Below are 11,904 nucleotides of genomic sequence, written 5' to 3' on the forward strand. Positions count from 1 at the left end.
GTTACGACTGTTGTCCAGATAACTGGATACCTGAGTCTTATAGACACTGTATTCGCCAGCAGACTTTTCCGTCAGCGGCGCGTCACCCTGGTCTTGACTCCAAATCCGTCGGTAATCCCCTTGATGGTATTGTGATATGCATGGCTCTTATGGGTTAACCTTTGCCATTGACCGTTACTGAGAGAGACAATATCCAGCTTTCCACGACCATCAATATCCGCGAAATTCAATGGTTGATCGGACAGGTCATTGATTGCGCCATAAGTGGTCCATGAAGTTAACTCGGGGTTGGAGTGATACACCAACGCCTGAGATGAGGTATGCTGAACCACTATTTCAGCTCTACCATCACCCACGATATCGATAAAATAGGTTTTGTACTTCTGAGTATCGGAAGTGGTAACGCCCGTATCGATTCGAGGCAAAAAACCATTGCCATCTGACAGTTGAATAAACCATTTATTATTATGGACATAGGCAATATCCGACAAGCCATCACCATTGAAATCGGCACTGCGTAAGGTATTGGCGATATTGAGATTATTGTGCTGCCCACGATAAATTTTTTGATGCCGGCGATAACTGGAGCCAGTAGAGACATAAAGGTTCCAATACTCGTAATCACTGACAGACCAAGTACCTCTGATGTCCATCTGGCATTCGTTTTCGGTCACACCAGAAATCACTTTGCCGCTACCGGAGATACACACAGCTTCCCGCTCTCTAACCTCCAACATAAAGTCGGTGAGTCCATCACCGTTGATATCCATAAAGGAGCTGCCAAAACCTCGACTGGAATGCCACTGGTGAACGCTGGTGTTGTGCCCAACTTCAGTACTGGGGAAGCTATAAAGACTTTGCGCCGCAGCAAAACTTCCATTTCCCAAGTTGCGATACCACTTGATGGCGCCACCATCAATGAAGATGATGTCCTCCAATGCATCACCATTGACATCGGCAACCAGCGCCTTGCCTTCAAGCCCGATAGCCTTAAGCCCCAAATCCTTGAGCGTGTAATTCACCACACGCTCAATATCCTCACATAGTTGAGTACCGCCGCCATTAGGCTCACACACTGTGTGCTGATAGGTGGAGGGTTTAAAGGACAGAATTTGCCAATTGGCGGTTTCACTGTTGGCCACCAGCAAGTCTCGCTGGCCATCACCATCATAGTCTATGGTTTGGGCATAAGCCGCCTTACCGGCACCGGTTGAGGCCATCGCCTGTTCAATACCCGACTGAATACCACGCTTGTACCAACGCCCGTCCCGTACATAAACGATATCTGATAAACCGTCGCCGTCCATATCAAAAAACTTGGCAGTGTCGTTGTTACCGGACGGAATACTCAACGCCCGTCTGCCGGAAAAGGGCTGATAAGCAGGGCCGGCAGATGCACTCGCCTGTCTGTCCCACTCAAAGGTTATCGGTGTACTGCAGTCGGTTTGGGTTTGACCAATACAGGCTTTAACCTGCTCAAGGTAATCATGCTTATCACTGGAAGTCGCCTTGTGATACGTCAGGTAATAGGTTTTGTCGACTTCGTCATCCAGCCTCACCTCAATCTTTTGCAGTTGCTGCTTTATCGCAACAGAGGTGCCATAGGAATAACCATACTTAGGATAACTGAGGGGGGTGTAGATAAATCTGACCTGATTATAGGGAGCCTCACCATTGCTGTGCCCGGCATAATCGATGCTTTTCAGGTATTGCTCACCGGCGGTGTTTTCATAGTGATAACTAATGTAGTTACCTACGGAGTCCTCAATGGCCTTCAGACTCCAATGATAAATCACATCACTGTTGTTTTGAGATACGGACCGATAACCATCTCCGGATGATGAGGTGCCATTCACATCCAGAAACTGCTTCCCGGAAACCTCATCCACATCGCCATAGAAATAGGTGTCTCCCGATTTGGTTTCAACCTTGAAGGCCGCTGGACCGCCGCCAGGCGCCTGGCCAATCACAGTCACCACAGAGGCATCATCCAGCTCCTTACGGTACTCGGCGCCATTTAGACTATGGGTTCCGGCGGTTAAAACCAGACGAGCACCGTCAAGGCAGTAACTGTCCTTGTTGGTAAGCTCTACACCTTGTAAATAGCCATCCTGTTCAATGGTTTTTGGGCAGCGGCTGATGGCGGAAAGCCCTTGAAGCCCCCACCCCAATCCCATAATGGTTTCTCCGCCACCTGATGAATAACTCAGCTCTACGGCGGGCTTTAACTTGCCTCTGGCTGCGGGAGTATCTATGGGAATGGTATATGTTGCCGCACCTTGCTCACTAACCCGAAAAGAGCCACTTAAAGGGACGCTGGATGAAGCAAATACATTGTTTTGGGTAGCAATAGAGAGCAAAAAAAGGGAAATGGGGAGCCCGTACTTCATATAAAACACTCCATGTTTTAATTATTATCAATAGTCCCAAAAAAAACGGGTTAAGCCAACTTAAAGCAAACTTTTTGTTATCCAAACAACCTACCACAAAAAACCAAACATTAAAATAATTAACTTTTACACTACCAATTTTCAGGTATTACTCAGAAAGCTCAACGAGTTAAGAAGGATACAAACAGAAACACTCACCAAGAAAACGCGAAAATTCAAAGAATATTTCCCATCAAGCAAGTTAAATGCTTCTTATAAAACCATCACCACATCAAATCGATTTAAAATTTATTACAAAAATCTCAAAACGTAACTAAGTAGAGCCCATTCACTCTAATATAGAAATCTATTAAAAATAGATTTTGGTTTTTTTAGAATTTGAAATTCGCAGGGGTTCAACAGAAAGCTTGTATCGAGCTTATAATTACGTATATACAGTAAGACTTACACTGCGACAGTGGCAAGGTATCGCCAGCTATGCTTGTGAGTCGGAATACGCAGAAAACCTGCTATAGAGAGCCCATATGGAACAGAAATGGAGCTTGTTTATCCCCTCGCTGAGTGCAAACCGTCAATTGGGGATTAGAAAGCCAGGTCCAACTGCAGCAGAGCTTCCTCTGCCGGTGAGAGGCTGTCATCTTGGCTGACCAGCCCGGCAGCCACCCCCAGCAGACGGATGCCTCGGCCGTTGGCTCTTTGCAATGCCTGGGTCAGCAAGTCATCCAGCAGGCGTACAGATAACTCACTCGAGCGGGTTTCTATAGTGGTCTGTTTAAAGTCACTGAACTTGAGTTTGACCACCAGCTTATGAATTTGCCTGTCTTTGGCTCCGCGCTCCAGACGGCGGGCCAACTCCTGCACCAACTGTGGCATTACCTGGCGACACTGGGCCAGGGTATGAATATCCTCTGCCAGCGTGGTTTCTACCCCAACAGACTTGCGCTCTCGGTTGATGGTCAGTTCACGCTCGTCTATCCCCTGAGCCCTTTCATAAAGCAAGGTACCAAACTTTCCAAACCGCTGTTGCAACTTGGCCAGCGGCACCTTTTGTACATCCGCGCAGGTATGCAGCCCCATATCGGCCAGCTTCTGAGCGGTGACCTTACCGACGCCGGGGATCTTGATAAGCGGCAGGTTTTTTACAAACTCGGGCAGTGCCTGTGGCGTGACCACATACTGGCCGTTGGGCTTGTTGAGATCCGATGCCACCTTGGCGAGAAACTTCACCGGGGCGATACCTGCCGAGGCCGTCAGGCCGGTTTCCGCCAGGATATCAGCGCGAATAGCCTCGGCAATGAGGGTGGCCGAGCCTTGGTATAGTGAGCTATCGGATACATCCAGGTAGGCTTCATCCAGCGACAGAGGTTCAATCAGTGAGGTATAGCGGGCGAAGATGGCCCGTATCTCTGCCGAGACTTCCTTATAGACAGGCATGCGCCCGGGGATCAGCAGCAGATCCGGGCAAAGCTTTAACGCATAGGCCGAAGCCATGGCAGAGCGAACGCCAAATTTACGCGCCTCATAATTGCAGGTGCTTATCACCCCGCGTCTGTCACTGCTGCCGCCGACGGCCAGAGGTCGGCCACGATATTCTGGAAAATCACGCATCTCCACCGCGGCAAAATAGCAGTCCATGTCGATATGTATGATCTTTCTCAAGCTTGCTTTCCGGATCTCAAAGGGCTCGGTCGAGCCGGACACAAACAGAGTACTGTATAAAAACACAGTTAACAAGCCAGGATAACGAAAAAGCAGATCAATCGAGAGCAAAAAAGGAGAGCCAAGGCTCTCCTTAATGGATTTAAAGCTCGTCTTAATCGATGCGGAACTGACCTATGTTGCGCCCCAGAGCCGTGGCCAACTGTTGGAATGCCAGCATCTGATGTGACAGCTCTTCGCTGGCGCTCAGGGATTCATCGGAGCGGCCACGAACATTTTCAATGTTGCAGGCCACTTCTTCGGCCACCACAGCCTGCTGGCCTATCGCCGCAGTGATCTCCATGGCTTGCAGCTGGATGGCATCCACTGCCGCGGTTATTTCTGTCAGTGCCCGCTCAACTTCCAGAGTCAGGCTTTGGCCCTGGTTGGCCTCCCTGACTCCGGCTTCCATCACCTGTTCGGCTTGTTGTGCCTGTTGCTGCAAAGTCTGGATAATACCCTGAATATTGGTCGTGGAGTCCTGAGTGCGGGATGCCAGGGTACGCACCTCATCGGCCACAACCGCAAAGCCCCTTCCCTGCTCGCCGGCGCGAGCCGCTTCAATGGCGGCGTTGAGTGCCAGCAGATTGGTTTGCTCGGCAATGGCGCGGATCACACTGAGCACCTCGCCTATCTCCTCTGAGCTGCTTCTGAGCGCTCGAATAACCCCGGCGGCTTGGTTGACCTGAGTAGAAAGTGAGTGCATTCCCTGACTGGCCTGCTGCACCACATCTGCGCCGTTTCTTGACTGCAACAACGCCGTCTCGGCAAACTCGGCGGCTCGTTGGGCGCTGGTCGCCATCTCCTGGCTTGTGTGGGCCATTTCGGTAGCGGCTGTGGCCACTGAGGCAATTTCCTGTTTCTGGGCGCTGACAGAGGCCAGTGCGTTGTCACACACTTCAGCCGCGGCGGCAACACCATTATCCACCCGACCACTGAGCTCACGGGTTTCCAGCAACAGACTCTGCACCTTGGCGGCAAAAAGGTTGAATGCCGCGCCGAGACGCCCAAGTTCATCGACACGGTTGATTTCAATGCGGCGTGACAAGTCGCCCTCACCCTCGGCGATATCTTCCATGGTGTGCAGCAGGCTATTGAGATTACGCCGAAACGGCAACATCATCAGGAAAACGGTTAACGCCACCAGTAAAATAATCCCCACTGAGACCAGGCTGGTTTGCCAAAGGCTTTGCTTCACAGGTGCCTGAAACACTTCATTGGGCAACATGAACCCCAAATACCAGCGCACTTTGGGATAGTCACCGCGAATGGCAATGTAGCTCACCCGCTGCAACTCTCCCTGATAAGTGACTTCGGCAATACCGGCATCCCGGGTTTGCATTTCACGTTTCAGTTCACTAAAACCCTGATTGTCGCCGCTGAGATTGTCAATAACGGCTGCATCAGAGCCGGCGGGAAACCCCTGGTTAAAACCCGGGAAGTACACCAGCTTTCCCTGCTCCGTCATCAAAAATGCCTGGCCTTCGCCCCGGTATTTGATTGGCGCCAGCAGGTTTTTACCTATGGTATCGATGAGAATATCCATACCGCCTATGCCTATCAGGCGACCATTGGCATCCTTGACTACTGTCTTGACCGTGGCCGAGATTGAGCCGTCGTTGGCATCCACGGCCGGGTCGCCGACAAACAAACCATTTTTGTCTATCGCCTCCTGCCACCAGGGACGTTTGTTGGTGTAGTAGTCGGGATCGCCATCGTAACGGCCATTGAGATCAAAGTACTCGAAGGTATTGGCCGAGCCGAAGAACACCGACTTGATCTCCTTGTCCTGCTCGGAGAAAAATTGGAAGTAATCCACCAGCTGTTGATAGCCGGGATCGAGGCTGAGATCCGAGCCACGGCTATGGTATTTGGCAAACCAGTTATTGATGGCAGGGTTAGCAAAGACAGAGTGAATAATCTGCCCCTTGGCGTAGAAGTAATTGCCGATTTCATTGGCCTTGAGGGTGATCAACGCCGATATGTCCTGATCTATGCGGGCACGGGTATCGTCGCTGCTGCTCTTGACCATCACGGCGGCCACTATAGACAACAACAGCGCCAGGGCACCGACGATAGCCAATACAAGTTGCAAACTGAGAGAACGTCTTATCTGCTCCATTGCGAGTCCTATTTGTTATATTTTTATTTAAGGAAACCGGCAATGTATCAGAATCTGTTAACAATTTTGAATACTAAATGACAAGAAACAATATAATTTTCTATGTAAACAATCCCCTGCACCAAACCGAAGCAATTCAGTGCCTTATTGCCCAACTCAAGTGCATTCAAATTTAATTCAGGCTCAATGCAACACCAGATAGCAAAAGAGCCGCAATAGCGGCTCCTGTCGTGACGGCTTTGATACCGTTACATCTTGGACTGGATGTAATTCTGTAACCCAACCTTGTCGATAAGGCCCAGCTGTTTCTCCAGCCAATACATGTGATCGTCTTCGGTTTCTTCCAGCAATAGCTCCAACAACTCCCGGCTCTGATAGTCCTTGAGTTGCTCACACAGGGTGATGGCTTCTCTCAAGTTGGCGGCAACCTTATATTCATATTGCAAGTCGTTGTGCAGCATCTCCTGCACATTCTTGCCTATGGTGAGGGCGTCGCGACTGGCAACATCCGGAGTGCCTTCCAGAAACAGGATCCGTGCAATCAACTTGGCGGCATGCTCTCTTTCATCGTCCGACTCATGCTTGATCCGCTCATAGAGCTCATTCAGCCCCCAGTCTTCATACATATGAGCATGCACAAAGTACTGATCCATTGCCGACAGCTCCCCGGTCAGCAGCTTGTTGAGCACATCTATGACTTGCTGATGGCCTTTCATACCTGTCTCCTTATTCTTTCTCAATCTGTGGCTGCAGATAGTTAGCCAGTCCGGTCAGGCTTATCAGCTCAAACTGAGCTTCCAGCCAATCCAGGTGTTCCTCTTCATCTTCCAGCAGATCCTCGAGGATATCGCGACTGACATAATCACGCTCAGTCTCACACAGGGCAATGGCATCTCGCAGCACTGTCAGTTGCTCTTCCAGCATCTGTTTGTCACAGGCCAGCATCTCTTCGCTGTGTTCACCTATGCGTAATTTGTCCAACTGTTGCAAGTTGGGCAGGCCTTCGAGAAACAACACCCGCTCGATAAGCTTGTCGGCGTGCTTCATATCCTGAATCGATTTCTTGTAGGCTTTGTGGTTGAGTCCTTCCAGGCCCCAGTTCTTGAACATGCGGGCATGAAGGAAGTACTGATTGATGGCTGTCAGCTCACAGGTCAACACCTTGTTGAGCTGGGACACCACTTTGGGATGACCTTTCATTATCTCGTCCTTTAGCTTTGATTAAACTTGATCCAAGTCAATGTTTCCAGCCTAGCCCAAAGCGGGACGCATTACAAATTAACCTTTAATTTCACAAGCTTACAAAAGATAACCATTATCATTTTAACTAAGGTTAGCAAGCTGCTTTTAAGCACAAGTGATTAAAAAAGCTCGATATCATCTTCTATCTGTGGCCCCTGAAGCTTGCCTTCTTCCAACAGTTGCCCATAAAACGCCACTTGGTTGCGACCATTGCCTTTGACAAAATACAGTGCGTTGTCGGCCTGATTGAGCAAGGTTCCGGGCTCAACCCGGGGATCTATCCCCACAATGCCCATAGAGATGCGGATCCCGCCCAACCGCTCCTGCTGCAATTTGGCCAACCTGTGGGTAAACTCCTGACACAACTTAAGCAAGGCACTGCGGGTACGCGGCGCCGGCAGGATAACAAACTCATCACCGCCAAAACGGAACATGAGATCCTGAGGGTTAAACACCTGCTTCATCAGCGCCGAAACCTGCAACAGGACTTCATCGCCATAGAGGTGGCCGAAGGTATCGTTGATTTTCTTGAAGTAGTCTATATCGAAGATGCAAATCCACAGCTTGAGCTCCTCTTCGGCGTCCATACTCGCCTGTTCCTGCTTGAGTTCACAGGCAATTTCCACCGAACTGTATAACTGTGGCAAAAAGGCTTTGCGGTTCAATAGATTGGTAAGACTGTCGGTTTCACTCTCCACCACTATGTGGAAATAGTTCTCATAGACTTTGGCAAAACCTCTGAGCAAAACCATATCTTGCTCAGTCAATAAAGGCGCGCTGACCAAGAGCACCTTGGTGAGTTTATCGTTGATGATGATGGGAACGGCCAACTCCTGGTGCAGACCGTTGGAGAAACAGATCTCCCTTTGCTGTTCGATACAGAGTTTGACCGATACAGCCAAGGTGGCGCCGTTAACATTGCGCTGGCCATCCAGGCCCCCTTTACGCTTGGTGAGCTTATCCACATCCAGGATACACACCTCATCTATGTTGAGCATTTGCGATACTGTGGACACCAGGCTCTCGGCAAGAGAATCCAACTGCCGCTGCTCGGTCAACTGTACCACTGAATCGAGAATAGCTTCCGGCTCTCTGCTCATCGGCATATCTCCTCTACAGAGCGCTTGTCCATGCCACAGAGTGTAGTACAGCAGGAATTAACGGGCGGAGCGGGCGAAAAAAAGGCCTCCGAAGAGGCCCTTTTTCAAATAATTCTATCTTTGGTTAAACGCTCGCGCCGGGCTTCTTCAGCCGCTTCACGGGCCTTGCGTTTATCGCAGGGCTCATCACAGTCGCAGGCCTTTTCTATGCCCAAGACCCCGAGGCCACCACAGCTGCCCTGTACCGCCTTGCGCTTGATTAAATAACCCACAGACATCAGCAGGAAAAACGCCAGCAGAATCACAAAGGCCGCAATAAAAGTACTCATAAAGGCTCCAATTACTCTAGTGGACGAAGGCTTTAAACGCAGAGCTATAGTATACCTTAAACCCTTCGTCCTGTTTTTCAATCAGCATGATGGCCAGCTTTTCCTTTTCGGCCAGGGCCAGCGAGGCTTCTGTGCCCATCACCATCATGGCAGTGGCAAAACCATCGGCCGTCATACACTCAGGGTGCAAAACAGTGACAGAGGCCAGTCTGTGCTCTACCGGAAAGCCACTGCGAGGGTCGATAATATGAGTGAAGCGCTGTCCGTCCTCCTCATAGTAGTTACGATAGTCGCCCGAGGTAGCCATGGCCATGGTGCCCGGCTCTATCACCTGTTGCACCGCCCGGCCATTATCCGCCGGCTGCTCTATCGCCACCCGCCAGGGTTTGCCATCGCCTTTGCTTCCCTTGACACTGATCTCACCGCCAATCTCCACCAGATAACCTTTGGGCTGATACTTATCCAGCAAACGAGCCACTTTATCGACCCCGAATCCTTTGGCTATGGATGACAAGTCCACATAGACGCTGGACTGACTCTTGCTGAGCAGGTCCCCTTCTATCTGAATGGCATCTATCCCCATTCGCGTCTTGGCCTCGGCTATCTGCTCGGCAGAAGGCACTTCCAGAGGCCGTTTGTCCGGGCCAAAGCCCCACAGGTTGACCAAGGGCCCCAGGGTGATATCGAGCGCGCCGTCAGTGAGCTGATATAACCTGATACCTTCACGAATATTGGTAATGGTATCGGCTGAAACTGTCAGGCTCTGGCCTTGCTTGAGCTGATTGAAACGCGAAAGCTCGGAGTCGGGCCTGTAGGTCGACATCTGGTCGTTCACCTGCTCTAGTGCCATATCGATTTCAGCCTGCAACAACTGGGCATCCGGCAAACCTTTGCTGTTAACCACCTTAATATGATAAGTGGTGCCCATGGTGCTGCCGGAGAGCGCAATCACTTCATCCTGACTGCTGCAACCAGAAACAAAAAAGGCCAATCCCATAAGGACCAGCCAATTTGCCAGCGTTGTAAACTTAGCGGTCTTGAACTGCATACTATGAATTTCCCTTACAAACTGGCACTGCCAAAAGGCAGTGCCAGGGAATGAACTAATGCTTAGCCACCGAAGTCATCCAGGAGGATGTTTTCATCTTCAACGCCAAGATCTTTCAGCATAGCAATTACCGCTGCGTTCATCATTGGAGGTCCACACATGTAGAACTCACAATCTTCAGGGGCGTCGTGCGACTTGAGGTAGTTCTCATAAAGCACGTTGTGAATGAAGCCTGTGTAGCCATCCCAGTTATCCTCAGGCTGAGGATCGGACAGGGCCACATGCCAGACAAAGTTATCATTCTCAGCTGCCAGGCCATCGAAATCTTCAACATAGAACATTTCGCGCTTGGAACGGGCACCGTACCAGAAGCTCATCTTACGCTTGGACTTAAGACGCTTGAGCTGGTCAAAGATATGAGAACGCATAGGCGCCATACCTGCACCACCACCGATAAAGACCATTTCAGCATCGGTATCTTTGGCAAAGAACTCACCGAATGGCCCGGAGATAGTGACTTTATCACCTGGCTTGAGACTCCAGATGTAAGACGACATCTTACCACAAGGCAGACTCAGATTCCGTGGTGGAGGTGTGGCAATCCGCACGTTCAGCATGATAATGCCAAACTCTTCCGGATAGTTGGCCATAGAGTATGCACGAATGGTTTCTTCATCAACCTTGGATTCCAGGTTGAAGAAGCCAAAGTGCTCCCAGTCACCACGATACTCTGCTGGAATATCGAAGTCTTTGTACTTCACATGGTGAGCAGGGGCTTCAATCTGAATATAACCACCGGCACGGAAAGGTACAGACTCGCCATCAGGGATCTGCAGCTTGAGCTCTTTAATGAAGGTCGCCTTGTTATCGTTGGAGATAACAGTACATTCCCACTTCTTGATGCCGAAGATCTCTTCGTCCAGCTCAATTTCCATATCTGACTTGACGTTAACCTGACAAGACAGTCGGCACCCCTTACGGGCATCACCCTTGCTGATATGATCCAGTTCGGTTGGCAGAATATCGCCGCCACCGGACTTAACGTTGACACGACACTGACCACAAGAGCCACCGCCACCACAGGCAGATGACACGAAAATACCGTTGTTGGCCAAAACGCCCAGCAACTTGCCACCGGCAGCAGTGGTAATCGCCTTCTCTGGGTCACCGTTGATGCCAATAGTAATATCACCGCTGGAGACCAACTTGGATTTGGCGAACAGGATCACCAATACCAGGATCAGAACTATCGCGGTAAACATACTCACACCGAGGTAAACCTCGAGTGGAGTAGACTTAAAAATACCAAGAATATCCATTAACTTATCCTTAGAGGTTCAATTTCGGAAGCCGCTTGGTGTCCCTTAAAGGGACACACCAGAGAACGACATGAAACCTAAGGCCATCAGACCCGCAGTGATAAAGGTAATACCCAGACCACGCAGACCATTAGGCACATCAGCATACTTCAGCTTCTCACGGATACCGGCCAACAGGACGATAGCTAATGCCCAGCCCAAACCGGAACCGAAACCGAACACCAGGCTCTCACCCAGGTTGTAGTCACGTTCAACCATGAAGGATACCGCACCGAAAATCGCACAGTTTACTGTGATCAGCGGCAGGAAGATCCCCAGGGCGTTGTACAGTGGCGGGAAGTACTTATCCAGCGCCATTTCCAGGATCTGAACCAAGGCTGCGATAACACCGATAAAGGTAATGAACTTAAGGAAGCTCAGATCGGCATCCGGTACACCGGCCCAAGCCAATGCACCAGGAGCCAGGATACCCTGATAGATCATCTGGTTAACTGGTACTGAAATAGTCAGTACCACGATAACCGCAACCCCGAGACCCATGGCCGTCTTCACTTTCTTGGAAACGGCCAGGAAGGTACACATCCCCAGGAAGAAGGCCAGTGCCATGTTTTCGATGAAAACAGAGCGAATTAACAAACTGATATAATGTTCCATCG

The 11,904-nt window shown here is 50.2% G+C and carries 10 protein-coding genes; all 10 read right to left on the reverse strand.

Translation table 11 applies throughout. The features are described 5' to 3' along the window. Nucleotides 1-71: 71 nt before the first annotated feature. Nucleotides 72-2,390: an FG-GAP-like repeat-containing protein gene (locus tag ACSHSR_RS16200; RefSeq protein ID WP_479630937.1), complete on the reverse strand. Its 2,319-nt coding sequence runs from the start codon at nucleotides 2,388-2,390 to the stop codon at nucleotides 72-74. Between the two features lie 582 nt (nucleotides 2,391-2,972). Continuing rightward, on the reverse strand, nucleotides 2,973-4,049 hold the full coding sequence (dinB, locus tag ACSHSR_RS16205) for a DNA polymerase IV (protein WP_479630938.1): 1,077 nt from the start codon (nucleotides 4,047-4,049) through the stop codon (nucleotides 2,973-2,975). 154 nt (nucleotides 4,050-4,203) lie between these two features. Next, complete coding sequence (locus tag ACSHSR_RS16210; protein WP_479630939.1) at nucleotides 4,204-6,210, reverse strand: methyl-accepting chemotaxis protein; 2,007 nt, start codon at nucleotides 6,208-6,210, stop codon at nucleotides 4,204-4,206. A gap of 248 nt (nucleotides 6,211-6,458) precedes the next feature. Further along, the gene (bfr, locus tag ACSHSR_RS16215; protein WP_025011865.1) at nucleotides 6,459-6,926 is read right to left on the reverse strand and encodes a bacterioferritin; all 468 of its coding nucleotides are present in this window, start codon (nucleotides 6,924-6,926) and stop codon (nucleotides 6,459-6,461) included. A 10-nt stretch (nucleotides 6,927-6,936) separates the two neighbouring features. Continuing rightward, complete coding sequence (gene bfr, locus ACSHSR_RS16220) at nucleotides 6,937-7,410, reverse strand: bacterioferritin (protein WP_479630940.1); 474 nt, start codon at nucleotides 7,408-7,410, stop codon at nucleotides 6,937-6,939. Nucleotides 7,411-7,571: 161 nt separating this feature from the next. After that, a complete protein-coding gene (locus ACSHSR_RS16225; RefSeq protein WP_028779749.1) occupies nucleotides 7,572-8,552 on the reverse strand; it encodes a GGDEF domain-containing protein in 981 nt (326 codons plus the stop codon). A gap of 104 nt (nucleotides 8,553-8,656) precedes the next feature. Then, nucleotides 8,657-8,881 carry a (Na+)-NQR maturation NqrM gene (gene nqrM, locus ACSHSR_RS16230; protein ID WP_025011868.1) on the reverse strand — a complete coding sequence of 75 codons (225 nt, stop codon included), beginning with the start codon at nucleotides 8,879-8,881 and terminating at the stop codon, nucleotides 8,657-8,659. Nucleotides 8,882-8,897: 16 nt separating this feature from the next. Continuing rightward, nucleotides 8,898-9,929, reverse strand: coding sequence for an FAD:protein FMN transferase (locus ACSHSR_RS16235; RefSeq protein WP_146509476.1), 1,032 nt, complete (start codon nucleotides 9,927-9,929; stop codon nucleotides 8,898-8,900). 62 nt (nucleotides 9,930-9,991) lie between these two features. Then, the gene (gene nqrF, locus ACSHSR_RS16240) at nucleotides 9,992-11,248 is read right to left on the reverse strand and encodes an NADH:ubiquinone reductase (Na(+)-transporting) subunit F (protein ID WP_025011870.1); all 1,257 of its coding nucleotides are present in this window, start codon (nucleotides 11,246-11,248) and stop codon (nucleotides 9,992-9,994) included. A 45-nt stretch (nucleotides 11,249-11,293) separates the two neighbouring features. After that, nucleotides 11,294-11,902: an NADH:ubiquinone reductase (Na(+)-transporting) subunit E gene (nqrE, locus tag ACSHSR_RS16245; protein ID WP_025011871.1), complete on the reverse strand. Its 609-nt coding sequence runs from the start codon at nucleotides 11,900-11,902 to the stop codon at nucleotides 11,294-11,296. Nucleotides 11,903-11,904 lie beyond the last annotated feature (2 nt).

It is taken from the genome of Shewanella sp. VK101 (assembly GCF_056497865.1).

Bases quoted from the DNA above. Each gene is read 5' to 3' on its own strand.
- nqrE (WP_025011871.1), bottom strand. From the start codon at position 11,902: ATGGAACATTATATCAGTTTGTTAATTCGCTCTGTTTTCATCGAAAAC.
- ACSHSR_RS16225 (WP_028779749.1), bottom strand. From the start codon at position 8,552: ATGAGCAGAGAGCCGGAAGCTATTCTCGATTCAGTGGTACAGTTGACC.
- ACSHSR_RS16210 (WP_479630939.1), bottom strand. From the start codon at position 6,210: ATGGAGCAGATAAGACGTTCTCTCAGTTTGCAACTTGTATTGGCTATC.
- nqrM (WP_025011868.1), bottom strand. From the start codon at position 8,881: ATGAGTACTTTTATTGCGGCCTTTGTGATTCTGCTGGCGTTTTTCCTG.
- ACSHSR_RS16200 (WP_479630937.1), bottom strand. From the start codon at position 2,390: ATGAAGTACGGGCTCCCCATTTCCCTTTTTTTGCTCTCTATTGCTACC.
- bfr (WP_025011865.1), bottom strand. From the start codon at position 6,926: ATGAAAGGCCATCAGCAAGTCATAGATGTGCTCAACAAGCTGCTGACC.
- nqrF (WP_025011870.1), bottom strand. From the start codon at position 11,248: ATGGATATTCTTGGTATTTTTAAGTCTACTCCACTCGAGGTTTACCTC.
- ACSHSR_RS16235 (WP_146509476.1), bottom strand. From the start codon at position 9,929: ATGCAGTTCAAGACCGCTAAGTTTACAACGCTGGCAAATTGGCTGGTC.
- bfr (WP_479630940.1), bottom strand. From the start codon at position 7,410: ATGAAAGGTCATCCCAAAGTGGTGTCCCAGCTCAACAAGGTGTTGACC.